This window comes from Sphingobacterium faecale, from assembly GCF_016746095.1.
Taxonomy (GTDB): domain Bacteria; phylum Bacteroidota; class Bacteroidia; order Sphingobacteriales; family Sphingobacteriaceae; genus Sphingobacterium; species Sphingobacterium faecale.
Genome location: NZ_JAERTY010000012.1, coordinates 1 through 26,461 on the forward strand (window position 1 = coordinate 1; position 26,461 = coordinate 26,461).

General features: G+C 38.6%; 20 protein-coding genes. 8 read left to right on the forward strand and 12 right to left on the reverse strand.

Annotation, left to right across the window (positions count from 1 at the left end; all coding sequences use genetic code 11):
- Nucleotides 1-30 precede the first annotated feature (30 nt).
- The 8 genes from JKG61_RS23135 to JKG61_RS19590 form a co-directional block, all read right to left on the reverse strand.
- On the reverse strand, nucleotides 31-156 hold the full coding sequence (locus JKG61_RS23135) for a hypothetical protein (RefSeq protein ID WP_262896216.1): 126 nt from the start codon (nucleotides 154-156) through the stop codon (nucleotides 31-33).
- 38 nt (nucleotides 157-194) lie between these two features.
- On the reverse strand, nucleotides 195-1,430 hold the full coding sequence (locus JKG61_RS19560; RefSeq protein ID WP_202104660.1) for a DNA sulfur modification protein DndB: 1,236 nt from the start codon (nucleotides 1,428-1,430) through the stop codon (nucleotides 195-197).
- Nucleotides 1,430-1,960 (reverse strand): hypothetical protein, encoded by a 531-nt coding sequence (locus tag JKG61_RS19565; RefSeq protein WP_202104666.1) that lies wholly within the window; start codon nucleotides 1,958-1,960, stop codon nucleotides 1,430-1,432. The genes JKG61_RS19560 and JKG61_RS19565 overlap by 1 nt, the downstream gene beginning before the upstream one ends.
- Nucleotides 1,961-1,991: 31 nt before the next feature.
- Nucleotides 1,992-4,430, reverse strand: coding sequence for a hypothetical protein (locus tag JKG61_RS19570; protein WP_202104668.1), 2,439 nt, complete (start codon nucleotides 4,428-4,430; stop codon nucleotides 1,992-1,994).
- Nucleotides 4,431-4,455: 25 nt separating this feature from the next.
- On the reverse strand, nucleotides 4,456-5,685 hold the full coding sequence (locus JKG61_RS19575) for an HNH endonuclease (RefSeq protein ID WP_202104669.1): 1,230 nt from the start codon (nucleotides 5,683-5,685) through the stop codon (nucleotides 4,456-4,458).
- On the reverse strand, nucleotides 5,682-7,418 hold the full coding sequence (locus tag JKG61_RS19580; RefSeq protein ID WP_202104670.1) for an AAA family ATPase: 1,737 nt from the start codon (nucleotides 7,416-7,418) through the stop codon (nucleotides 5,682-5,684). The genes JKG61_RS19575 and JKG61_RS19580 overlap by 4 nt, the downstream gene beginning before the upstream one ends.
- A 62-nt stretch (nucleotides 7,419-7,480) precedes the next feature.
- Nucleotides 7,481-7,819, reverse strand: coding sequence for a hypothetical protein (locus JKG61_RS19585; RefSeq protein WP_202104671.1), 339 nt, complete (start codon nucleotides 7,817-7,819; stop codon nucleotides 7,481-7,483).
- A 128-nt stretch (nucleotides 7,820-7,947) separates the two neighbouring features.
- Nucleotides 7,948-8,556 carry a hypothetical protein gene (locus JKG61_RS19590; protein ID WP_202104673.1) on the reverse strand — a complete coding sequence of 203 codons (609 nt, stop codon included), beginning with the start codon at nucleotides 8,554-8,556 and terminating at the stop codon, nucleotides 7,948-7,950.
- 933 nt (nucleotides 8,557-9,489) lie between these two features.
- Between JKG61_RS19590 and JKG61_RS19595 the strand changes: the two genes are divergently transcribed.
- Genes JKG61_RS19595 through JKG61_RS19605 form a run of 3 tightly spaced genes read left to right on the forward strand, consistent with a single transcriptional unit; the run spans nucleotide 9,490 to nucleotide 15,009 of the window.
- Nucleotides 9,490-10,419 carry a TlpA family protein disulfide reductase gene (locus tag JKG61_RS19595; RefSeq protein WP_202104675.1) on the forward strand — a complete coding sequence of 310 codons (930 nt, stop codon included), beginning with the start codon at nucleotides 9,490-9,492 and terminating at the stop codon, nucleotides 10,417-10,419.
- A 5-nt stretch (nucleotides 10,420-10,424) separates the two neighbouring features.
- Nucleotides 10,425-13,634, forward strand: a complete 3,210-nt coding sequence (locus JKG61_RS19600; RefSeq protein WP_202104681.1) for a SusC/RagA family TonB-linked outer membrane protein — start codon at nucleotides 10,425-10,427, stop codon at nucleotides 13,632-13,634.
- A gap of 22 nt (nucleotides 13,635-13,656) precedes the next feature.
- A complete protein-coding gene (locus JKG61_RS19605) occupies nucleotides 13,657-15,009 on the forward strand; it encodes a RagB/SusD family nutrient uptake outer membrane protein (protein WP_202104683.1) in 1,353 nt (450 codons plus the stop codon).
- 59 nt (nucleotides 15,010-15,068) lie between these two features.
- Here JKG61_RS19605 and JKG61_RS19610 read toward each other — a convergent pair whose 3' ends face one another.
- The 4 genes from JKG61_RS19610 to JKG61_RS19625 form a co-directional block, all read right to left on the reverse strand.
- Nucleotides 15,069-15,470 (reverse strand): hypothetical protein, encoded by a 402-nt coding sequence (locus tag JKG61_RS19610; protein ID WP_202104684.1) that lies wholly within the window; start codon nucleotides 15,468-15,470, stop codon nucleotides 15,069-15,071.
- Nucleotides 15,471-15,676: 206 nt separating this feature from the next.
- The gene (locus tag JKG61_RS23360; protein WP_394371102.1) at nucleotides 15,677-16,129 is read right to left on the reverse strand and encodes a MauE/DoxX family redox-associated membrane protein; all 453 of its coding nucleotides are present in this window, start codon (nucleotides 16,127-16,129) and stop codon (nucleotides 15,677-15,679) included.
- A gap of 129 nt (nucleotides 16,130-16,258) precedes the next feature.
- Entirely contained in the window at nucleotides 16,259-17,071 is an 813-nt protein-coding gene (locus JKG61_RS19620; protein WP_202104687.1) for a hypothetical protein, read from the reverse strand.
- A 370-nt stretch (nucleotides 17,072-17,441) separates the two neighbouring features.
- A complete protein-coding gene (locus JKG61_RS19625; RefSeq protein WP_202104689.1) occupies nucleotides 17,442-18,191 on the reverse strand; it encodes a DeoR/GlpR family DNA-binding transcription regulator in 750 nt (249 codons plus the stop codon).
- A 339-nt stretch (nucleotides 18,192-18,530) separates the two neighbouring features.
- Here JKG61_RS19625 and JKG61_RS19630 point away from each other — a divergent pair, with 339 nt between their 5' ends.
- Genes JKG61_RS19630 through JKG61_RS19650 form a run of 5 tightly spaced genes read left to right on the forward strand, consistent with a single transcriptional unit; the run spans nucleotide 18,531 to nucleotide 26,460 of the window.
- The gene (locus JKG61_RS19630) at nucleotides 18,531-18,761 is read left to right on the forward strand and encodes a hypothetical protein (protein WP_202104696.1); all 231 of its coding nucleotides are present in this window, start codon (nucleotides 18,531-18,533) and stop codon (nucleotides 18,759-18,761) included.
- Nucleotides 18,762-18,798: 37 nt separating this feature from the next.
- A complete protein-coding gene (locus JKG61_RS19635; RefSeq protein WP_202104699.1) occupies nucleotides 18,799-21,972 on the forward strand; it encodes a SusC/RagA family TonB-linked outer membrane protein in 3,174 nt (1,057 codons plus the stop codon).
- Between the two features lie 17 nt (nucleotides 21,973-21,989).
- Nucleotides 21,990-23,741 (forward strand): RagB/SusD family nutrient uptake outer membrane protein, encoded by a 1,752-nt coding sequence (locus tag JKG61_RS19640; protein ID WP_202104700.1) that lies wholly within the window; start codon nucleotides 21,990-21,992, stop codon nucleotides 23,739-23,741.
- Nucleotides 23,742-23,773: 32 nt separating this feature from the next.
- The gene (locus tag JKG61_RS19645) at nucleotides 23,774-24,610 is read left to right on the forward strand and encodes an N-acetylmuramic acid 6-phosphate etherase (RefSeq protein ID WP_202104702.1); all 837 of its coding nucleotides are present in this window, start codon (nucleotides 23,774-23,776) and stop codon (nucleotides 24,608-24,610) included.
- A gap of 5 nt (nucleotides 24,611-24,615) precedes the next feature.
- On the forward strand, nucleotides 24,616-26,460 hold the full coding sequence (locus tag JKG61_RS19650; protein WP_202104703.1) for a hypothetical protein: 1,845 nt from the start codon (nucleotides 24,616-24,618) through the stop codon (nucleotides 26,458-26,460).
- Nucleotide 26,461: the final 1 nt, after the last annotated feature.

The following is a 26,461-nucleotide window of genomic DNA, read 5'->3' on the forward strand; positions in this document are numbered from 1 at the left end:
GAAAGAAAAAAAATCATTAAGTTTGAAAAGTTAATACAATCCAGTTGTAAAATAGCTCGGGTTATTGGTCACTAAACCTGGTGTACTTTCGTCCGGAATCCGTGGTGTACTTTTGTCGGAATATTCAAGAGAGAAGTATCTACTTTCTTTCGCCATAGAGGAAACTTGATATTAGACCGTTCCGTTTTCATTCCTTACTTGATTCCTTTTAATACTTCAGAAACTTTTCCCTCAAAGTCTATTTTAGCGGCATATTCTTTTTTCAATTTATCTAGCTTTGTACCAATGTATAATTTGTTGTCAAATTTGTATACCATCAACATTTGCGTCAATGTCGCTGAGCTCATTATCATTCTCTTCGTCGTGGGATCCCACATAACTTTTTGCCATGGAATAGATGATAAATTAAAATCCATTTTGTCAAATACAGAAAGTATACTTTTATAATCTGATTGCTTTAGTAGTTTTATTTCGCAAACTGCTTTTACCATTGGTAATAAGCCGACTGGACGAAATAGTAGATTACCACCATCTTCGCTGTTTCTTAGGTTTTTAGCGAAAGGCTCAGTGTTTTTTAGGTATTTTTGAATTACACTATTTTCTTTTGAAAATGTATCCCAAAAGTCGAACAAGTATTTTTTCACTTCAGCTAGTTCTTCTTTGGATTTTCTGAATTTTAAATATTCTGTTAAGACTTTAGCTGTTGCTTTCTTTTGCTTGTTGTTGAAGTGCCATACTTTGAATAATTCCACATTACATTGATAAAGGGTGATAATTGATGTAAGCGCATCAAAATTATTGTTCGGTATCCCTTTTCCTTTGACATAAACAATCCGTTTTCCTTGAAACAAATTATGTTCTTCTAGTAATTCTCTAGTCACTATAGCGACCGTATCATCTTCATCTAAAGCTATAGTGTCATCAAAAGACACGGGTTTAGCGTATCTATTTAACGTTGTAAATAGCCTTCTTGTTTTTTGCTTTCCTTCATGGTCATTTTTATGCCCAATAAAAATTGCAGCAATTTTCTCTTCGCTTAACTTTGGATTTTCCTTCAATGCGGCTTTAATGCCTTCTACTCTGTGCTGTCCATCTACTGGGAATATCTTGTGCTGTGTGGGAAAGTCTAATAGGCCTACGTTATAGGTGCTTTCATCATTATATTTTAGCTCTATTTCACTCCAAGTTGGATAGTCGTCATATACTGCGAGGATTAAAGAACTGAAGAATCTTTCATCTTGGTTAACTATATAATCTTTGATACTTACGTAATTATTAGTTATGCTCCTCTGGATCAGATCTTTTAAGCTTTCTGATTTGTGAAGCTCACCATCCACTTTTTCAACAAAATCACTTACCTGTTGAAATGTTAGGGTAGTTACATAATATGTCCTACCACCTAGTTCTGCTCTTAATGCTGGTATTTTCATTATGAAAAGGCTTTTACTGCTTGTCTTGTTTCTTGTTCAGGAATCTCATCGTTAAAAGGAAGTAACAATGAATTTATTAAATCTCTTTCGTAATCAATTATATCTTGATTATTGGCAAGAGGAAGAAAATATAAATAGAGGTTTTCGGACCAATACTTAAACATTCTGGTTATTTTTGGTCTTTCATTGGATCTAGCGTATTTCTGGTAATATTCTTTGCATCGTTTTCTAAGATTTTGTGTGTCTGACTTTTGGGCTCGACCTAAATAAACTGGAAATTGAGTCATCCCAGGAATAATATCACATTTAATTGTAAATAAATACAAACCTCCTGATCCATTTGGTATTGTAGCTGTATCAATGTGTAAGCCTGTAGCTGATGCGTTGAGGTATTTAATTTCTTTCCAGTTTGAAAGTGATAGGTCTACTTTTCCTACTTTATTAAATTTACTCCATAAACCACTATGGAGTTTAAATTCAAGTATACGCAGTTTTAATTCTTCTCCTAATTCAAAAGCGGGTGTTGTCATATAGAATATACTTTTCAGTCAATAATTAATGTTATTCAGAAATACCTTGAAGTAAATCGTTCGTGCCAAAATTTAAAATAAAAGCTGAGTAATGACTAGAAAATAAGTCTTGTAAATATGTTTCTAATTCTACAGGTTCATTAATATTTGTTCCATTGTTTTGCTTAGCAATACTGTATTTTCGGTTTTTTGTGATCATATAAAGAAACAAAGTATGAAAATAAACAGATGATATGTATTTACGTTCTGCTACTGCCAATTGATCTACACTTTTATATTGAGTTTTAAAGTCTTTTAAAACTTTACTATCCATATTAATCACCACTTTTTCTAGGTTTTCATTACTTACTTGAGGAATCATAACTGTTTCATAAGAAATATCGCTATTAATGCCTTCTTCAACCTCTTCCCATGTTAAATGGTCTTCTTTTTTGTCTTTGTAAACAAGTACAAAAGGAGGGAGGCCAAATTGGTCTTCGTCGTCTTTTTTTTCTTTATTGACTTTTGGTGCTTCGGGATCAGCAACTTTAACAAGAAATATTTCTTCAAAATCTTCGCCTGCTCCTGATAATGTTATTTTCAATTCTATTTCATCGCCAACTTGAACAGAGTTTTTAGCTGTTAGATTCAATCTGATAGTTCCTTCACGAGGACTAGAGTGATTTATATTTAGTATTTCTTCTATATTTTCAATGCCAGGTGATGCATCACCTCCATCGCTTTCATTCTTCTTGTTGTAAGAAACTAAAGCAATTTTTAAGTCGCCTGGTTCCTCCACTCTGTCAAAATAGTGGTTTTCTACATCTGTTTGAAAACTAATTGATTTATCTTGACCTCTAGGTAGGTTTACAGCATTTATACCATCTTTTTTAGCAGTTTTAAACTTAAAAAACGAAGGAAATCTCTTTGGTAAAAAAGGTTCCTTCTCTTCAGTTTCTCTTTTCTTCCCAGTATCTTTCTTAATTGGATTTTCTTTTTTTTGTTCTAGTTTAAATGTTTGCGATAGTAATTTCATCATCTCACTATCCATAGGGAGATTTTTAGAAAAAGATTTTAACATTTCCGTTGTATCCTTTGTGTCGACAGATATAGAATCTTTGCGTTTTTTCTCTATTTGAGCTAACTGACCATTACCAGCACCGAGTTTATTAGCTAGGAATTTACGCAGTCGAGCTGTTTCTTCTCCATCTTTTAAACGATCACGCGATGCCATAAATAGTTCTTTACGAAAATTGTAATCCATATGTGTGCAGTCAACATGAATTAATAGATGATGCTTAAGAAGGTTTAATTTTAATGATCGTGTTATAAATTCGGAGGTATAACTTCCGTGGACCTGTCCATTCAGAGAAAATAGAACAGACATATTATTTTTGAAAAACTCACTCTGAATAGCTGTTTTTGTCTCTTTTATATTCTTACCATCTATTCTTGATTTGAAGACGTAGGATGTGACTTTGAAAGAACCAAATGGCTCTTCACGAAAGGTCTCTGAAAAATAGTCTTCAATATATTTGTTTTCACTTTGTTCTAACCGCCTTTGTAGCCCGTATAGGTCTCTTTCCAGATTGATGTCTTTGGGATAGCGGTATTTTCGATCGACTGTCAAGATAGGGAGTGCCGGATTGAACAAAAATTCATTTAAACTTTGATTTAGATCCCTTGAAATTACAGATCGACTACCCTCAGGTAAAGTATAGGAGTATAGTTTAACAATGGAGCCTGTTTCGAATAGCGCTTCGTGAAGATTTAGATCAAGCTTATCAATTTTGAATGAAGGTATTTTCCTGTCAATTTTTAAATATTCATACCAAGTGTTTTTTTTCTTACTCTCTTCTTCTTTTGAAAGAGGGTGCTCCCTAATTAAGGTAAAGCCAAAATCACCAGTCTTATCAAATCTTCTGGAGCCGATGAGTTGGTACCCTTTTTTACCGCAGAAAATAATAGCACCGCTGCCACCCATATTATACTTTCCTTGAACGAAATGTATCTCATTCTTATTTCCGCGGAGCAAAGAAAGAAATGTATTTTCTAGATCTTCTGGATGTTGCCCTTCACCATTATCATAGATAGTCAGACTCGAATTTAATTTTGGACCATCAGCCAAAATTTGAATATTTTTCGCTTGTGCTTTACGAGGACCTGTTAAATCCCAGTTTTTGTAATCTGGAAAGAAAGATTCTCTAGCTTCTTCCATACTTTTAGGTGCATCATCAGATTTCGGATCAATGTCAGCCTCATAACACTTACGCATTAGCGTTGCATCTATCGAGTTTGTGATTTTTTCAATAAGCGCAGCGATAGGTGATGCCTGTTGATTTTCAATTACGCCATAGTTGTTTTCATTCCCACCTAAGGGTGACCAGTTCCCTTGTTGAAATATATCGGAATTATTCGCGATATAATTATCAACTAATTCCTCTGTATGGCATTGAAAAAGCTCTTCAAATATTTGTTTCGGTGTTTTCATAGTAAATACGTGGGTGCCTACCTCATTATAGATCAAGATTATCTTTTAGATCAGTTTTAGATAATATATCATAGGAATACTTTGCTAACGGTCTCTTTCCGAAGCTACCTATATCAGCATAGTTTCCTATTATTACTCGCTTTAAAAACTCTTCGTCGATTCCGGCTTCAGTCCCTAATATGCTTTTTAATTCTTCTATTTTAGATTTGTTATAGTGTATGGATCGTGCTAACAATTCTTGGGCAATATCTTTATGGTGATTGTGAAGTTTAGAAATTTGAAAGGTTGCATTCGAATTATTAACTAAATCTATTACATCTGGGTTATCAGTGTCAGGTCTAAGTTTGATTTCAAAAGCTTTGATGTCTGGCACTATATTATCAATTGTGTCTTCAAGGTAATTGATCTCGAAGCAAAAATCGTTTATAAAGTCATTTTCGAATGGATGTAGGTGTTTTTGGGAATAAAAGTCCCTCGATTTCTTTAAGTTAGAATTGCATACATGGCAGCTGGGAATCAAATTATATAAAGATATCGACAGAAATGGATACTTGGACTTTGGATAAAAATGATCTAACTCAGCTCTTGTTCTACCGTGTTCAGTAATTGAGGTATGAATGTAATTCCTATTGCAATATGGACATACATTAACACCTAATTCACTAGTTAATTTATAAGCATACCATTCTTCTTTTTCTTTGATGAAGTCATTATAATCAAAAACGGAAGAAATTCTATCATAAAATTCTCCAAGCTTAGTTTTAAAATATGTTTTAAGGCCACTATACAAAATCTTTATATTTTTTATAGTTAACTTGCCTTGTTCAAATTTTATAATCAGGTTTGGATCATTTACTTGATGTATTAAATTTAAAAAGAAATCATAAAGGAATTGCTTTTTATTTGTCACTGTAGTTTTATCTGTTTTTTTTTCTGCGATAGTATTTATTTGCGGATAAATACCTTCATCCCAGGTTAAAACTGATAAAAACTCTTGATGAACTGTAAGTAAAGGAATCTGACTTCTAATTGTTGTTTGATAGTATAGTATCTCATTTCTTAATTGCTCTGGTTTACCAACAATAATTGATTTTAAAAGCGACTCATTTGTAAGTCTTAAAAAATATTCTTTTTCAGCTCTTGGTATTAACGTATCGTTTGATAATCTTAGAAGATTAGAATATCCTTCTGATTCTTTGAAATATTTCCAATGAGCATTGATAATTGAATCCGAAATATTTTTTAAGTAAATCATATTTGTTGAAGTTTTTCAATTTGTTGCTGATGCCATTCGATTTGCTTTACCTTTGATAGCTCATTGATCCTTTTTCTGAATACTTCGTCTAAGCGGTACCGTAATATTGGTTCGCCTATCATTTCAATCTTCTTTCTATATTGGTCAACATTCTCGTCAATCATATTAGGTATCTCCTTTAGTAATGTTTGAATTTTAGTTTTGGCAAACTGACCAATAGATCCTTTGCTTAAAAAAAACTGGTTGGCAAATAGTTGATGGATGTTTGCTCCAAATGAAGATTCACCAATTAACTGTCTGTTCGGTTCTCCAGATTCATTTAGGAGTAAAACGTTTTCCTTTGGTAAGTCCGATATGAGGAATGGAGAGTGAGATGTTAGAATAATTTGAATTTTACCCGTATCAAAAATATTGGTGACAAAGTCTATTAAATCGTTTAGAAAATTCTTCTGCCACTCAGGGTGAAGATACAAGTCTCCTTCATCTATACAAATCAAAAGATTTTTAGCCTGATCGACAGGTTTATCAGCTAAATAAAATAATTGAGAAAAAAGATTTAGATAAGCCTTCATTCCGGAACTTAATTGGGACCAGTCGTGAGATATCAGTGATTGGGTATTAAAAATTTCGGTCTTATCATGAATAACTCGTTTGAAGTCTTCGTTAAAGTCAACAATAATAGAGTTTATATGTTTTTCAACTTCTCCAAAATTGTATCCATTGTTAGGATCGATCTCAGCAAGTAGTTTTTGATAGAGTTTGAGATCTATTTCGGTTAATTCTTCTAGATTTGTGTAGTCACTAAATTCTATTAAAAACTTTGATACCTTCGGATTTAGTGAAGCAATTGCTTCTGCTAGTCCTTCGGTACCTACAATTTCAATATCATCTAAAAGCGAAGAGACATCATTGCTGTTATTAGTAAATAAAAAGCAAAGTAGGTTTATTGCGATGCCATATCTAAATCTATTATAATTAGATGTAGAGGCTTGGTAGATCGCTCTTCTATATCTTTTGAGAATACCTAACATTTTTTCGTTAGTTGGATTGTCATTTTCTAAAGTCGTATAGGCTATAGGGTTAAATATAAACCGAACTTTCTTACTATCTTGGTTGTCTGGATTTAGTTTTGCCCATGTACGGTTAAATAATGATGAACTGACAAACTTAATTTTGTTAGATTGTAGCTTATTTAACGCTTTAAATGAAAAATCATGTACTGAACTATCTTCAAATATATAATCCTTGTTGTCTGCCACATTCGTATAAAACATAGACTCCCATTCATCATCTGGATTTATTTTCCCCATTTCAACGCCTAAGGAGCTAAGAGAAGAATTTTCTAAACTATTGTTTTTGGTTTTTCCAAAGAAAAAAGGTTGATTATCCTTTTTGAAAACTAGGATATAATTTGATGCAAGCTTACCTCTATTACCCTTACTTATGGCGGTGAGAATAAAATCAATTACGTTACTCTTACCTGATGAGTTTTTCCCAATCAAAGCACTTATATTTGATATTTTCGTGTGAAAAAAGTTCTTCAAGTAGTGTTGATCATCTTCAATGAAAGTAAGTACTCCATTCTCATTCTTAAGAGCATCACCACCGTCTATCGCAGTAGCTGTAATTTCATTTGCGATTTCATTATAATCTATATTATATTGGTTGGAGAAATTGAAGTTTTGATGTTCTATATTTCTAAATTTTCCTATCCATGCATATATTAGCTCCATATTTTAAGTTTAATGAGATCTACTGCTTTTAATTTTTACCTGCTTCTATATTTTTCAATATCTTAGATATATATTTGATCGCCTGTAATTTTTCCAGCTAAAAAATCAACCAGCTTTGAATAAAGCTTAAAGTCTAAAGGTAATCCATTCAGAGTTGCATTTGATAACGAGCTAGGTATAACCAACCAAGTTGGATTTCCACTCGAAAACGGATTTCCTCCGTTTCCCCAAAACCATCTGATAGCCAATCTAGGTTCACCATCCCAGTCAATCGCTACTATTGCCCATCTTTCTTCGATATTCTTGAAAACAACTTTATAGGGACCACTAATCGAGGCTTTGGGTGATCTTAAAGACAATATCTTATTGTCATCAGTTAAATCAAAGGTTTGTCCAGCCATATTCTTAAGGGGGCGTTTTTAATTCAATTACTGTCAATACACTAGTTATTTATTTAGGTAATTAGATTACCCATTTGAGTGATATACAGTATATTCATAATTTAAGTATCTGTAGTAATTGATTGTTTTTACTTCTTTTTATTTTTTTCTTCGAATTCTTTTAGCCAATGAGCATCCACTTTCTTAATTGCCTTACTAATAACAAGCTCAGGTACTTCCTTCTTTAATTCGTATATGGCCTCACCAGGACTCTTTTGGGTGGTGTCATTTTCGGGTTTCATGAAGGTTTTAGTGTTTTTTACTAATCCTTTTAATATTCCACTTGTCCAATCGATAGATGTTTCTAAGTTCAGGTCTGGTGGAAGTTTGTGAGTAATGGTAGAATTAATAAACTGAGTTCCCTTTGGAAAATTTTTTATAATAATTACAACGTAAGCATTAATGTTATTTGTGATTTTTTTTGTTTTTTTAATAGTTGAATTATGTTTTATATACTCTTGGGTTTCGATACTTATAGTATTAAGCGCAAATGGTTGAAAATTTTCCGTAATAAAATCTTCAATTACTCTGTTAAATATTTTAGAAATATAATAAGCAACTTCTAATGATACTCTTTTCTTTAATGAAGAATATTTTACATTATATTGTTTGAGTAAATTGTCCAAATCTGTCTCTGAAAGACCTAAATACTTACAAGCGATTTCAACATTCTTTAAAAAAATAAGAGGTATACTCATGTTTCTGAATTATAGTTGTTTCCATTTTTTTAAACTGTTTTGAAAAATGGAAACTATTGTTTACATTTGTTTTATAATAGTTGCGACAATAAGTGTAGAGACAGTTCTACACTAACGATGTCTCTCGTTTGAGAAAACCGCCAAGTTTGCCTGCGAGATGATCGTGAGTTCGCCATTTCTATTGGATTATTTCTATCTTTACAGATACGTAATACCCAATAGGGCGAACTTTGCGTGAGTCTTTATGAAGGCAAAGCAGATAAATCTCTTGTAGATTACACTGCAAGGGTTAGCTTGGCGGTTTTCCCTCAATCATAAAGCAGTGAAGTTCGCCCTATTGGTTTTTTTACCAATTTGAACTCTTCAAGCTTCTCGGGAGCCACATCGTTTTTATAAACATTAAATGATTATGAGACGAATTAAAACGACCAAGCAAAACCACCAAGACCCGATCCAGGATCGAGGTCATCGGTTTTCCCATTCACTATTTCAAAAAAATATTATCGCTCCGCCAGAGTAAGGTTGATATTTAGGTGTACAGAAAAGGGGAGGAGAGATTAATACATCTTTTGTATATATCTTTAGATTTCTCCACTACGGTCGAAATGACGGGAGGGGGAAATGACGACTATAATAAATAATCGCCAACACCTTTTCTGAATACCAGCCACAGTACAATACGAAGAAAGTACAGTAGACTGATATCAATTATTTAATCTGACACATTAAAGATAGATATTACTTTCTACTGGTACAAATTTGTTTGTATGTCATGTTGTATTTATGTGCAATATGGAGGCTGGTTCTTGTATTCTTTTTTGAAATGCCACGGAGCTAACGTTTAAAACCAATTATGATATCGATAGGTGGCATTCATAAATCAAACTGATTTTTGAATTGGCAATGTACCAATCATTGCATAATCCTTAAAAAATGAACATTCTTTTAAAGGCTGGGAGAGGACTGCCCTTTGGGAAAGGTGAACAAGTTAACATGTTAACGAGTTATCAAGACCTTTCCAGTCGCCCAATAGAACTAGATAAGTACGTGCTAGCATGTGCGAGATTCCTCCGCTACGGTCGGAATGACGGGAGGAAAATATGTAATAATTTATTAATGGTTTTCTGTGTGTTGTTAACTGGCCTTTTGGTTTCTCCTGCCTTCGGGCAGGAGGCCGATGGCCTAAAGGAGTTTCCAACTAAAGTCGGAGCCATCGTGAAGACTAAGAAAAAGGAGTCGCCTATTGAGTTCTTGCAAAACAGCATCAGGCGTAGAAGTTACAATGAAGATCCTGATAAAATATTAAAACGATTTCCCGCTGCTGACTTAGACAAATACCCATCGGTATTCTATGATATCGATGGAGATCCTATTGATCTATTGGATGAAGGAGAGGTTATTCCAGATTATATTTTGGATATGCCACTATGGGTCGTCAATTATCCAGATGCTCTCACCGATGTGATAACGCTAAGGCAACTTGCCGGAAAGGGATTTTTATTACTCGAGTTCTGGAACTCGCATTGCAAACCCTGTTTAGAATCTGTCATAAGATGGGAGGAGAGTCAGTCAAGTTTGGAAGGCGATGTACACTTTCTAGGTATTGCGCTTGATCAACCATATCGTGTACCTCTTGAGATTGAAAAAAGGAATTGGATCAGTACCCATGTGATTGGGAGGAGTGCCTTAGCGTTGAGTAAATTTTTCTTTAACCGCTTTTCGATGGGGCCTTTAGTATGGATCCAAGATGGAAAGCTTTTTGGTATTTCGCAAGGTGTCCCGAAAGACCCGCAATTGTTCAAGGATATTTTATCTGGCAGAGTAGCAGCGCTGCCTGCTGAAATAACTTTCAAAAGAGATTAAGTGCTATGAGAAGATATTATCAAATCAATATGGATCTGAGATGGTTTCTTGGATCATTAATACTCTTAGCTAATCTGTTAGGGAACGTATCTGCTCAGCAAAATGATGTTATGATTAATGGCGTGGTTCGCTCTGCGGTAGATTCTTCCATTGTCGCAGGGGCTTCGATCGCCGTAGATGGTACCGCTAGATCGGTACGTAGTGATCAGAAAGGATACTTTAGTATTAAGATCGCGCAAGGCAAGGATCGGATACGGGTTACGCACATGCAGTTCAAATCAGTAGAGATGCATGTGAAGGATATGGCGAATACGCTGAACGTGTACCTGATACCCAGTACATCTGTGATAGATGAGGTGGAGGTTGTGCAGACGGGGTATTTCTCTTTGCCTAAAGAAAGAGCAACAGGTTCTTATTCTTATATCGATGAAAAGATGTTGAATAGAGCGGTGGGCGAAGACATCTTATCACGATTGGATAACCTAGTGCCGGGCTTACAATTCAAAAATCCGGAAGGTTCCAATGCATCCGATATTCGGGTCCGTGGATTGAGTACCATTCATTCGGATGAAACACCATTGATCGTACTGGACAATTTCCCATATGAGGGTGACCTGAAGAATATCAATCCCTCGGATATCGAGAGTGTCACGATATTGAAAGACGCAGCTGCCGCTTCTATATGGGGTGCACGTGCAGGAAATGGCGTAATTGTCATCCAGACCAAGAAAGGTAAGTTTGATGCGCCGATACGGCTCAACCTTACCCACAATACGACATGGAAAGACAAGCCGGATTTGATGAAGGGCATGGATTGGATTCCATCGTCCGAGCTATTAAAGATTGAAAAAGAGAAGTACAAAAAGAGCGCATATACTTTTAATAACACCACGGCAGTTCCAGCTTATGTGCAGCTTTTGGAAGATTTGCAACAGGGGAAAGTCACACAACAGGAGTTTGATCTATGGGAAGACAGGTTTGGTAAAGCCAATGTAAGGCAAGATGCCATGGATTATTTGTACAGACCTAATCTACAGCAACAATATTACTTGTCTGGCTCTGGTGGGGGGCAGCAGTACAGGTTTAATATCGGGATGGGCGTTGATCAGAATCAGATGGAGCTTGTCGGTAATAAGAGTGCACGCTATAATCTGAATTCTTCGGGTACATTCTTGATTGGTAAGTCTGTGGAATGGCAGACAGGCCTGAGGTATACGAATAGGCAGAACCGATCGGATGGAATTGCATTTTCATCATTAACCAATGTAGAAGGATACCAATATCTGTCACTTAAAGATAGTAACGGGGATAATATGCCAGTCCAGATCTTTGGCCTCCCGCTTGGATATGTAAGAGAGGCGGAATCGTCTGGATTATTGGATTGGTACTACAGGCCGCTGGATGAACGTAACTTGGTAGATCGCACGAGTAGAGCAGATGATTTTTTAGTACAACAGGTGCTGACCTATCAACTAAAAGGTATATTCCGTGCGTCGGCCAATTACCAGCTATCCCGATCTATACTTGGAGCTAGTACCAAGTATGATAAAGATTCCTATTATGTGCGTGATCTGGTCAACCGGTTTACACAGTCCGACGGAACGAAGGTAATACCACATCAAGGCATTTATATAGAAAGTCCTAGTAATACAGGATATGTACATGCAGCACGGTTGCAGTTGGATTTACCAAATTTAAGGTACCGAGATCATCAGATGTCAGGTCTCGCTGGTTCAGAAATCAGAATTTCCAATCAAGAGACACTTCCGGGATTTACAATGTACAATTACGATAGCGATCTTTTAACGGGTACCGGGCTGATGGATTATTCAAGCTTGTATCGGACTCTCCCTACAGGCACCTCTAGGATACCTTTGCTCAATCCCAATCATAAACTCATCAAAGATCGGTTTCTTTCTTATTTTGGAAATTTAGGCTATCAGTTTCAGGATACCTATATATTGACGGGTAGCTTTCGCTGGGACGGTTCCAATTTGTTTGGCGTTAAAACCAATCAGAAGGGGACAGCGCTGTGGTCAGTAGGGACAGGATGGAATATACTTAATACGTTCTCCTTACCTGAGGACTTTTTATCACAGCTTAAGCTAAGGACTACCTATGGACTAAGTGGTAATGTCAACAAATCGGTCTCTCATCATCCGATTATTCGTTACGATGTCAGTTCAAGATTGAATGTTCCAATTGCCATTGTCTCCAACATCGGTAACCCATCTCTTAAGTGGGAGAGTGTGAAAACATTAAACCTTGGATTGGATTTTGGATTGAAGGCAGGAAGATTAAATGGCTCAGTGGATTATTACACAAAGAATGGGTATGATTTAATCGGCAACACGTATTTGGCACCGTCCACCGGTGTAACTACGGATTATATGATCAATTATGCGGATATTAAAACAAAAGGAGTTGATTTTAGCCTGACGAGTAGATTAGATTATAGAGGGGTAGGTTGGCGTTCTAATTTGTTGTCGAGTTGGGTGAAAAATAAAGTTTCTAAATACAATACCCCAGAGGTAAACGATCTTTCTTATTTTATAACCGGACCGGTTCCGCCAGTTCTTGGAGAATCCAAAGATATGCTGTATGCACTGCCTTGGTATGGCCTCGATCCAGATACCGGTTTTCCGTTAATGTATCTTGATGGTGTAAAAACAGAAAGCTATACGTCTTATTACTACGCACAGACTAGGGATGATCTTGTACGAGCCGGCGCTGCTATTCCGACTTGGTATGGCTCATGGCGCAACGATCTGTCATGGAGAGGTTTGACGCTGTCATTGACCATGCAATTTAAGTTCGGCTATGTCTTTAGAAAGAATTCTTTAGACTCTGGAAATGAGTACAATGGTAAGTATCATATGGATTATTTTAACAGGTGGCAGAAATCAGGTGATGAAAAATACACCGATGTACCACGAGCAATAGCTTATGGTGAAGGGAAGGCTATGCAAAGTGCGGCTTACACGTATACGATGGCACTGATACGCCCTGGAGATCATATACGATTGAATGATATACGTCTAGATTATAGTGTCCCTTTAAAAGGAAACCGTATTAAAAGTCTGAGTGTGTATGGGATGGCGAGGAATTTAGGATTAATCTGGAACAAAAACAAAGAAAGATTGGACCCAGATTACCATAATGCATCCTATCTACCAAATAAGGTGTTTTCTTTTGGTTTTCAATCAAGTTTTTAACAAGATAATACGATAGAAAAATATGAGACTAAATATAAAAACTGGATTTTGCATATCCTTCTTGGTTTTAGTCCTAGGATGTGCGGATGGCTTCCTAGATGTCAAGCAGGATCAAGCGTTACGAATCCCGAATAGTTTAGAAGATGTTGATGCGCTATTAAAAGGTTTGGTATATAATAGTTCCGCTCGTGAGCTTGCAATTGCAGGAGGAGACGAGTATCAGTTGACTGATGCAATCTATAATGGATTGAGAAATGTATATAAAAAGAACGCCTATATATGGGCAGATAGTGTGTATTTGGGAGAGAGAGTGCCAGATTGGAATCTGCCGTACTACTATATCATGAACGCTAATCTAGCATTAGAGGTATTAGAGAAATTGCCTAATCAATCCGAAAAATTGGAACAGGTTAAATCATCGGCACTGTTTCATAGAGCATATAATTTTTATGTGTTAAGCCAAAGTTTTGCACCTCCTTTTCATCAAAAGGAGCTAAATGCATACGGTTTACCACTTCGATTGGAGTCTGATGTAAGTATTAAAGTAGGACGTAGTACGATTGCAGAGACCTATCAAAGAATAGTAGCTGATTTGGAAGAAGCTAGTGTTTTAATAAATGATTCGTTTGTTAGCAGGTTTCTACCTTCGAAAAGAGCATGTTATGCGTTGTTGGCAAGAGTTTATCTGGTGATGGGTGATTTTGATAATGCTTTAAAAAATGCAGAATTGTGCTTATCCATTAATGATTGCTTAAACGATTTTAACGAGCTGAACCTGAAGTCTAATTTTTTGTTTACGGCAGATCTAGGTTTGACGAATAAAGAAATTATATTTTACGACAATATGGGCCCATCACTATTTGGTAGTTCGGCTCCAATAAATAAAGATTTAGTGGAACTATATAGCGATAACGATCTTCGTAAGATTGGGTATTTTCGACAGCAGAATAGCAATAATTTATTTAAAGGATCGTACACAGGTGGCAACTCGCCTTTCTGTGGGTTAGCCAATGATGAAATTTACTTAATAAAAGCAGAATCTCTCGCTCATTTAGGGAGAGTTTCAGAAGCTAATGAGACATTGAATGTTTTGTTGAAAAACAGATGTGATAAAAACGAATTTATTCCAATAGCCGTAATTGACAAAAAGGATATGCTTCGAATTGTCTTCGAAGAGAGAAGGAAAGAGTTGGTGTTAAGAGGTTTAAGGTGGGAAGATCTGAGGCGTTTGGGGTGGATGGAGGAATATAGCCGTGTTGTTAGTAAAGAGATAAACGGAAAGACACATACGTTAAATCCAAAATCAACAAAATTTACATTTCCTATACCTGAGAAAGAGCTTGAACTTAACCAGATGGTTCAAACTCCGAGATAATTGTATAAATCAATATGGGCCAAAGTCAATTTGGCCCATATATTTAAACAGAGATAGCTTTATTGTTCCTCAATGGATCTTGCATACCCGTCACCTAAGCTTTCTGGAGAAACAGGTGCGTTTTTTAAAGTAAATGCTTCGGTAATTGTTAAACCAATTACTTCACTTTGATTCAATAGATTGTCTGTATTAAGACGAACCATACAAGAGTCAAGTTGATTTTGTGTTCCGCAAAAATTACCTGAGTCCTCTTGTGGAGGTGCAGTAGCAATACCTGTAATCTTTAGATTGCTAGGGGTCTGGTCCGAATTGGAGTCAATTACCTCGACCTCATACCACACCGGACCTGCAAGCGCTTTATCTGCTTTTAGGTATTTACTGATACCAGCCGAAGCTAGTGTTGTTGCTGCAATCGCTAAGGCTGCCAAAGCCATTGCATAATTTTTAATGTTTATTAGCATAACGCTATAATTTGTTGTTTGTGTTTCTTTCTTTTTATTGCCCTCAGAAAGATCAAAGGGAGAATGTTATCCAGACCGACCTGCCTTTTGGTTCGATGCCCCAAGCCGTATCTATTGGATAGTCGTAAAGGTCTTTTGGCCGACACGCCCTGCACACAGTGACCTAGTCACCGGGATTCGTTGTGTATGTAGTCAGTGACAAGTATTCAGTGATCAGTTATCAGACTTGTATTGTTTATAGTTTGGTGGGGTTCTCGATGTACAATGAATCCTGTAATACTGATGGCCAAGAAAAACAGATTGAACCAGAAGTGCTGCATCCAGCTTATACCGGAGATGATCAGCCCACAGCCGCAGGGCAGTTTGCCCCATGCGCCGAGTAGAGCTAGGCCAATGTATCCGGTAAAAGCGGCCATCCATATGGAGGACAACAGCAGGCCTAACCTGCGGAATCGATCCGTTATGAGCAGTATGACCGTGAGGATCTCCAAGACCGGCAAGGTGTAGATCAGCGTCCAGGCTATAACATCGCTTAGAGGCTGTCGCAGTATCCCAATCTGGAATGTGTCAAAATGCAGCACCTGATAGAGGCAGATGGGGATCCATAGCGCCAGCAGGACTACGGTGATGCTATTTGTTATGTATGTTTTGGTTTTCATGAGTGTGTGTTAGTTATGAAGTTATCGTGTGATCTAGTTATCCAGCTTGGTGTTTTCCGGTTTATCGGAATCCTAATTTTTCATCGGAATTATCAAGTCTGTATAGTTATGTTGTTATAGTGTTGTCCGTTAAATTAGCTTTGCGATGTGTTCGAGATCTTCCATGCTGGGTGGGTAGCCTATTGGTAATCTATCATGGGTACCGATGTAGGCTATGATCTCGTTTGGTGGTTGTGCTCGGGTTATACTCCTTATCGATTCGCTGAGTTTGGCCCATAGACTGTTGTGGCTTTTTTCTCCGTCAGTCCGATTTACAATTTTGGCCACTTGCCAGCCGATCCATTCAAGTTTTAGGGCCTCGTTGTAGTATCGCCAGTCGTAGTTTATTTGCGCAAAGATCTCCAATATATGTGCGTACAGGAGGCTGAGGTCGAGATGGAACAGCAGCTCGTGCCGCGCTGGACTGAGTGAGGCAATCGTGTGAAAGTTCATCTCCGGAAGTGTCAGTTCCATGCCGAGGATATAGCTTTGCTCTGCGATATCCAACTCGTCAATGATATAATAGTGTGCGGGATCGTTGGTCTTAAAAAGAAGGCCTTGCTGCGTGAGTTGTGCCAGTGCAAATTCGATCAGATACGCCATTTCGCTGACGTTGTCCCGGTAAGGATTGGTCTTGAATATCAGATCCATCGTGTCGGCTGCATCTTCTAAGTACTTTCGCGGACATCGCCCGAATTGTTGCTCAAAAGCTCTTGCGGTTATCTCGTAGCTGCTGTACAGGATCTCGCGCTCCTGCTCCATCAGTTCAAACGGAAAGTGATAGGGACTGTTGTTCCACCCTTCGGGAGCCAGCTCGCACATCATTTCGGGGAGCTGTATATATAAGCGTTCCATGACGTGATGGAGCACCTTGCTTTTTAGATATGTGGTTCTTTCTGCCATTGTTATCGGATTATAAAGTTTGCTTGCTTCATAATCCAAAGGTAGGGCGAATAATAGGGCAGGAGGTAGTCCTTATACGACTTGATAGGGGTTATAAAACGACTTTTGCGGTGGTTTTCAGAGTATTATTGCTTTATCGTGCTTTTATTTGTTGCTTTTCGATAACAGATCAAGACGATCGTCTGTGGCATAGTGATGGGGAGTGCCACAGCAGCTTGGTTCTTGAATTACGAGTTGCCGGATACCAATATCTATCTTGATTGTCCAGATGTCCGGGATGTATTATTTTAATGCGCAGACCGACAATGGGAGAGGGTAATGCCTGACCGGGAGCTGTCGATAGACGGTTGCTTCGCGTATAATCTTTATTTTAAAGTACATTAATACCGAAGTCCATATAAGGCTTTAATAATGGACTGTCTGTATCCAGTTCGGTTATGAGATAATCTATATTGGCTGCCTCAGAGATGATGAATTTTCTGTTGCTGTTTAATTTTTCACTGATACAGAGTATAGCTGTTTTTTTAGATGCTTGCATCATCGCTTTTTTTACCTGAACGATTTCCCAGTCGATATCACTTAATCCATTTTCTACCGAAAATCCATTTGCTCCTAATAGACATAAGTTTGCTCGTATATCTTTCAGTTGCATAACTACTTCAGAGCCTGTGTGTAAGTAGGAGTCTTTATGTAGCTGCCCTCCTACGGTGTTGACTACGACTCCTTCGTTCTCAGATAGACTGATGGCTGTCTGTGGACTTATGGTGAAAAAATGCAAAGGGAAATTTACTGGGATATGTTTCGCAAAAGATTGTATGGTTGTACCGCCTTCGATCAAAATAACCTGATCTCTTTTTAATAGCTGGGTGGCTTTTTGAGCAATTATAACCTTGCTCTCTGCCCCATATACTTCCTCTTCCTTTTTCAAGGTTTTAGTAAGTGATTTGTTTATCGCTCCTCCATGTACTTTGGTGACAAGGTCAGCTTCTACAAGCTCTTTCAGGTCGCGGCGTACAGTGTCTTCCGATACATTTAACAATTCGCTCAGATCGCTAGAAAGAACCTTGTTGTATAAGTTTATTTCCCTTAGAATAATTTTTAATCTTTCTTCTTTAATCATAGCCTTTTGTTACAATATCCCAAACCTAATTAAAAAGCGCAGCATTTACAACGCGTGCTTAATATGTAATATGCGTTTTTAACAAGTTTGTAAATGCGCTTAAAAGCGCATATTTGCTTAAAATATCATTGCTTTACAAATTATTAACGTAATAATAATACAATATTCGTCAAAAATATTTTAATATTCCGATATATGCGTTTATATTTGAATTCAAACACGCATAAAAAAGAATCGGAAATAGAGAATGAATATTAAATAATTGTCCGAATACTGTAACTGTCAAGTAAGGAAAGCAATAAAAAATAATTAGACATTAACCCATAAAAATATTTTGTTATGCGAACAATAAAACATCAGATTTCTGCTTTACTGCTGATTGTGCCTGACCTAGACGCTACTGCTGTAGCGGGGAATAAATATCGGGAATGCCTTGGTGCTATTCTATCCGAAATCTCGTCGAGCAGCTGGATGAAAGAAAGCTCTCTGTATGCGGAAAATAGGAGGGAGCCTTTTGTAGGGCAGGCTGAACGTCAAAGGGGAGGAATTAGAGATCTCTGTTATTTGTAGAAAGAATTAAACTACCAATTCAATAAATTAATCCAGTATGAGAATTAAATTAGTCAGTTTCTTGTGCTTGTTTCTAGCAAGTATAAGTGTCAGCTTTTCACAACAGACCAATATTACCGGTGTTGTCAAAGGTGGTAATCAGGAGGTTATTTCGGGAGCGAGTATTCGGGTCAAGGGACTCCATACGACGACAACTTCGGACAGGCAAGGTTTTTTTTCGATCCAAGTTAACAGTCTGAAGGATATCTTGCTCGTTTCCTACCTCGGCTATGAGAGCCGCGAGGTATCCGTATCATCAATTGAAGATATGGTTATCGAATTAAAGCCAAAGAATGATGCGTTAGAGGAAGTTGTTGTTCTTGGTTATGGCTCTGCTAAGCGAGAGAAAGTGCTTGGTGCAGTCAGTCAGATTGGTGAACAGCAATTTGAAAATAGACCTGTCACCTCGGTAGGGGCAGCGCTTCAAGGCGCAATTTCTAATCTGCAGGTGACTATGGGAGACGCACAGCCCAATCGGGGTGCTACACTGAATGTGCGCGGCTTCACATCTGTAAATGGGGGCTCGCCATTGGTGTTGGTCGATGGCGTGCCGGGGGAAATAAATTATTTAAACCCAGAAGATATAGCTTCAGTTAGCGTCTTGAAAGACGCTTCTTCCGCAGCGATCTATGGGGCTAGAGCTTCGTACGGAGTAATTTTGATTACGACAAAAAGCGGAGGTAAAGGCAAGGTAAATGTTAAGTACAACAATAATATAGGTGTTAACGAACCACTTCGTACCCCGAAAACGATCAGTTCACCGATGTTGGCAGCTGAGATTCAGCAAGAGGCTTGGCGTGGGTTTTATGATGCAGATAATGCCGATCTGGTTAAAGTTATCGATTATTTGAAACGCTATGAAAAGGACCCGACGCTAGAACCAGAATGGGTTTCTAATGCTACCGGGTATGTAACGGGTAGTCCAGTCGACTGGTATGCCGAAATGTTTAATAAAACACAGCCTTTTGCAAAACATACCTTAACTATGGATGGCGGTAACGACAAGCTCTCTTTTTTTCTCTCAGGTGGTTATCAAAATCAAAAGGGTGTTTACAAGGTAGCAACAGATGATTTTAAACGTTATAATGGCCGTTCAAAAATAGCGTTTGAAGTTAATAAATATTTACACATTACCAATAATACGGAGTACTCTGGAAGAGAGTATGATACGCCGAATAAGTTTGTCACGGGAGGGAATAACTTCCAGCGTTTCACTTCTCAGTTTTCACATCCTTGGAGTGCCATTTATACGGCAGATGGGTCATACACCTATGGTGGTATGTTTGCTATAGGTCAGTTGAAAGAAGGAGGAAGGGACATATCAAAGCAAAGTGTTTTTCGCAATACTTTTAATGCTCAGGCAACCTTGATCCCGGATGTTTTGAAATTGACGGGTGAATATAGCGCTTACTGGAATAAAAACCGAAATGACGTGCAGCGCCTTCGTGTACCCTATAGGCAAAGCAATACTGTTATCACTGAATTGGCATCACAGCCCAATGATTATGGTTCGGCTTATAGCCAAGGGTACTTAGGTACGTTTAATCTGTACGCTAATTACACACAGCAGCTTGACGATCATTATTTAGGTGCAACAGTAGGTGTTAATCAAGAGCAGAATGCGTACAGCACGTTCAATGTGTGGCGTACCAACAATTTGGTTGAGGGACTTGCTTCACTTAATCTGACCAATGGGGACGCGACCTTAAGTGATAATAAATACGAATGGGCTACATTAGGCTACTTCTACCGTTTAAATTATGACTATAAAAGCACCTATCTTGTGGAGTTTAATGGACGTTACGATGGTACCTCGCGTTTTCCTAAAGAGAGCAGATGGGGTTTTTTCCCATCGGCGGCAATTGGCTATAATATGGCAAACGAATCTTATTTTGAGCCACTCAAACCTTATATCAATGCACTAAAATTACGTGCTAGCTATGGCTCTCTAGGTAATCAGCAAGTGGATACGTACAGCTATATCAGTTCCATGGGCGTTTCCCAGCTACCTAAAGTGTTGGATGGCGTATATCCACAGCGTGTTGGTGTACCAGGGCTTGTAGCACCAGACTTAACCTGGGAAAAAGTAAATACAGCAAACATAGGGCTGGATGTCGCCGCGTTTAAGCAACGCTTACAACTCTCCCTTGATTGGTATAACCGTAAAACAATAGGTATGCTTACTGCAGGGGAAACCTTACCTGCTGTGTTGGGTACTGCTGTGCCAAAGGTAAATGCTGCTGATGTTTCTACCAAGGGTTGGGAGATGACTTTAGGCTGGCAAGATCAATTCCAGTTAGCAAACAAGCCTTTTAATTATGGCGTTCGTGTTGTTCTGTCGGATAATAGAGCGACCATTACGAAGTTTAGTAATACGACTGGGCTCTTGAGCAACTATTATAAGGGATATGAGATCGGACAGATATGGGGCTTGACGACAGAGGGGCTTTTTCAATCGGACGAAGAATACAAAACACATGCCGATCAGCGCAAGGTGCAGGAGGTTGAATACTTACGTGGTGGACATCCTATGGCTGGAGATATCAAGTTTGCAGATCGCAATGGTGACAAAGAAATCAGCTTAGGCAGTAATACGCTTGCTGATCCGGGAGATCAGCACATCATAGGTAACAGCTCGATACGCCTTCCTTACAGTGTTGGTTTTAACTTTAACTGGAGTAATATTGACCTAAGTGCCTTTTTTCAGGGCGTAGGTAAGCGTGACTTTTGGCCAGGAAGAGAGTCTGCCTATTTCTGGGGTTTCTACAACCGCTGGAACAATCCGGTTTATGAACATATGGAAAACAATTATTGGACACCAGAAAACACGGATGCTTATTTTCCGCGCCTGCGTGCTTATCAGGCCAATCCTGCGTCTAGCACACGCTCGCTTTCCGTAGTGCAGACACGATATCTTCAAGATGCATCGTATCTACGCCTGAAATCGGTTGTGTTGGGATATAGAATACATAATCCATGGTTAGAACGCGCAGGTATTTCCAGTATTCGTGTATTCGCATCTGGTGAAAATCTTTTAACATGGACCCGAATGTCAAAAGCACTAGACCCTGAAGCCTTGAATGATGAGGTAGATTCCAATACGTTCAATGGAAGTGGATTTGTTTATCCGGTACAACGCACCATTACAGGCGGTTTAGAAATTAACTTTTAACGTTCAAACACAAGATCATGAAAAAATTAAATTTCACCCTTATATCATTATGCTGCATGTTGGGATTGTTGTCCTGCAGCAAAGATTTACTAGAAAAATTCCCGCTCACAGAAGTCAGTCCGCAGCGTTTTTTCAAAAATGAGCAGGACCTCATTTTATACACCAATAGTTTTTACAATTACCTCAACGGGACTAATGTATTTACGGCTGACAATTCTAGTGATAACGTAGAGCAAAACTCAGTAGGCAAAACCATGTCGGGTATATGGCAAGTTCCAGAAACTGCTTCCGAAGCCGGTTGGACCTGGACTGAATTGCGTGAGATCAATTATTTTTTACAGCAGGTAGACAAAGCCGATATAGAGGAAAAAGTTAAGAATAACTACATCGGATTGGCTCGCTTTTTTAGAGCGCTGTTTTACTTCGAAAAAATGAAGCGTTTTGGCGATGTACCATGGTATTCGACTCCATTAGAAACGAACAGTCCTGAATTATACAAAGGCCGTGATACTCGAGAGCTGATTACGGATTCTATTATTGCCGATTTAGATTTTGCCGTTCAATACCTCAATACTACGAAAAATGTGAGTCGGGTAAACAAATGGACCGCTCTTGCATTAAAGTCAAGAGTGTGTCTGTTTGAAGGTACCTATCGGAAGTACCATACCTATCTCGATTTAGGTAGTTCTTCAGCTGCATTGTTAACGCAAGCGGTCACTGCGGCGGATGAAATTATGAAGTCGGGTCCCTATAAATTGTATTCGACCAATAATCCGACCGTAGACTACCTGACGCTTTTTTCAGCAGATAAGGCTAAAGATGATGAAGTTATTCTGGCTGAAGCCTATGATACCGAACTTAAGCGATTCCATGCTGCTAATAATATATTTAATGTGGCTACTACAGGAGGAGGGGTAGGACTTACTAAAGCATTAATGGATTCCTATTTAACGATTACAGGTAAGCCTTTCTCTTCGGTATCGGGATATGACACACAGATGTTTTCAGAAGAGACTAAAGATAGAGATCCGCGCTTGAGTCAGACTATCCGGACACCTGGCTATAAGCGCATAGGTAGTGCCACGGTGTTGCTGCCTGATTTTGCAACCGCTCCAACGGGTTATCAGAATATAAAATTTGTGAGTGGTGTAGATCAAGATAATTACAATACCAATGCTAATGATATTCCGTTATTTCGTTTTGCAGAAGTGTTGTTGAACTTTGCGGAAGCAAAAGCTGAATTAGGTAGCTTATCCCAAGCTGAGGTGGACCGTTCGATCAATCTGATACGTAAGAGAGCGGGCATTCCTAATTTAGTGATTGGTGCTATTCAGACAGACCCATTGATGCGCACACACAATCCGGGCATAGTGGACGACCTGCTGCTAGAGGTGCGGCGCGAACGCAGGGTGGAGCTGGCCATGGAAGGATTCCGTTACTATGATGTCATGCGTTGGAAACTGGGTAAAAACTTCACTAACGTTTTTGAAGGTATGTATTTCCCTGCAAAGGGAGAGCATGATCTGGATGGTGATGGTAAGAATGATTTTGCTGTTGTTGATGCTTTACCTAACCCTAAGGTCCCAGGTATTCAATATTTTGTCCTAGGTACCAGGAAGCTTTCTGAGGGGACCAAAGGCCGTATTCTGGTATCCCCAAACATTCAGAAGAAATTTGACGAACCTAAAAACTATCTATACCCCCTGCCGCGTACGGAGATGGTGTTAAATCCAGCATTAAAACCTCAAAATACAGGTTGGGGAGAATAAAATGAATGTACAACTAATCAATATAAATACACATGATAAAACCATCAGACAAAATTACAGAACAGCCTTCCAAATACCGTCATCTGGAAAAGATGACGGTGGCCGAGTTGACAAAAAACATTAACAATGAAGATAAAACTGTCGCCCTTGCCATTGAGCAACAGTTGCCACAACTGAATAGGTTAATTGAAGCACTTGTGGTGAAATTAAAGGCAGGTGGTAGACTGTTTTACGTAGGCGCAGGAAGTGGTGGACGTCTTTCGGTCTTAGATGCGATCGAGATGCCAACTACCTACGGCGTTCCGAAAGAACTGTTTAATGTTGTTCTTGCTGGTAGAATAGAACACTTGATAGAAGCTTTAGAAGAAAAGGAAGATGATCTATATGAAGGAGTTCTTCAGTTGGAGGAATTAGAAGTAAGTGATAAGGATTTTGTTATTGGTATATCAGCCAGTGGTACAACACCTTTCGTACTTCAGGCTTTAAAATACTGTCAATCTAAGGGAATTACGACAGCCTCGATTGTGAATAACCCGAATAGCGAAATATCGTCTTATTCCAACTATCCGGTTGAAGTTATTACCGGTCCTGAGTTTATATCAGGGAGTACACGTATGAAATGTGGTACTTCACAAAAGATGATTTTTGATATGATCAGCACAGCTAGTATGGTACAGTTGGGACGTGTTGAAGATAATAAAATGGTATATGTAAATTTGATCAATGACAAGATTATCGATCGTGCCAATAAAATACTGATGGAAAAAACCGGAATTAAGGATTATGATTTTGCGAAGGAACTTTTGTTAAAGGCGGGTAGCGTAGTGGCGGCAACAGAAACCTGGCATGCTGAAAAAAATAAACCATGAAAAACATGACTTTTAACCCACTGTTGCTATTGATCTTTTTAGGGACTTTTAACCTGTGCCAAGCACAGGTTATCACTGATTATAGTGTAGGCTTTTCCCAGAGGTCTCTAGACCCGGACCAGCGGCTGCTCTCGCTTGCTCTTGCGGGCTATGGGCTGCCAGCAGAGGGGCGCTTTAGTCTTAGCTGGGACAGAATCGATGGTGCTGACATGGAGTCTGAGGCTAGAAAGATATTTGAAGCCCAACACCGAACCCTATACCATAACAAAGCCAAGATGACTCTGCGGCAGGATGGTGAGCTATATTTGCACCGAAATAAAAAACAGAAGTTGATTTCTGGTGAACATAGCTTTCAGCTTGTTCAGGCCTATTCCGATTTGCTTATTGGGCAGGACAGGCAACAACAATTGTGGCGCGCTGTATTTAATAAAGATGAGGTCAGTTGGCAAAAAATTAAACAGCTGAAAGAGACTGTCGCTTTTACTGTTCTGGGCAATAATTTGATAACAATTGATGGCCAAGAGCGCATGTGGCGTGTAAGTCTAGTCAATAATCCTACTTTCGAAAAGGTGCAGATCGGACGTTTCAATGGATTTACGTTTAATATTCATATTGATGCCCTGCAGACTATAGATGGACAGTTGTATGCGTTGGATGATCAAGGGCATGTGTATCGAGCAGTACACAGTACTGATCATAGTTTGGAGACTTCTGCTTTTATGATACAACAGGGCAAAGATAAGCTTCTGGTGCTTACATTAGACCTATGTGGCGTCAATTTCTCTTTCACACATGAGGTCAAAGAGAAGATAGCTAAGAAGCTGAGATTACCAGTAAACGCGATCCTGATTAATGCGTCACATACACATTTTGCACCGGTATCACAGGCTTGGACCACCTGGGCTGATTACTACCAGAAACCCGATAGCAATTATCTGAATCAGGTCATTGCGCCAGCAATGATCAGTGCTGCAGAAGAAGCTAGCAAAAAGCTTCAACCTGGTTTCATTTATTTTGGAAGAGGGGAGACTTTTATTGGAACAAACCGCAATAAAGAGCGAAATGGACAGGGGCCTGTTGATCGGGCACTGGATGTTATCCGGGTGATGGACAGGTCCAATCAACTGCTTGGTGTAGTTTTTCTAACAGGCTGTCACCCTGTTTTCAAAAATAAAGGGGCAGAAGCTTTTACCATCAGTGCCAATTTTCCAGGTGTCGCACGTCGACATATCAAGGAAGAACTTGGACCTGTACACACACTCTTTATTCAAGGGTGTGCCGGTGACATAAATCCCATCACTGATGATTTTCGCGAGACTGGAACTTCTCTGGGCAAGGACGTTTTACAGGTGCTGGCCTCCTCTATGGAGCCGGTACAGGGCGCATTAACGTCCTATCTGGATAGCGTGCTCATTCCTGTTAAACCGATGAGCAGGGAAGAGTTGGATGCATTTCGAAAACAAAATATGGAACTAAAACAGCAGACGGTACAGTCTGAGAAGAATATCCGTTGGGTAAAATTGATGGGCACACGCTATGACAAGCAACAATTGCGGAATGTACTTCCTGTTTACTACCAGACTTTAAATGTAGGTTCGTGGAAACTTTTCGGTCTTTCCCGTGAGGCGGTGACCTCATACGGTATGAAGATCCGCGAATTATGGCCTGATCAAAACGTCAGTGTAGCCGGTTATTGCAACGATGTGGCCAGCTATCTGCCCGACGCCTGGCATATCAAACATAAGGTGTATGAAGGCTATGAGTCTTTTTTCTGGTATGGACAGGAGGGAATCCCACCGATTAATGTACAAGAAATTATATTGGAAGACATAAAAATGAAAAATAGATAAG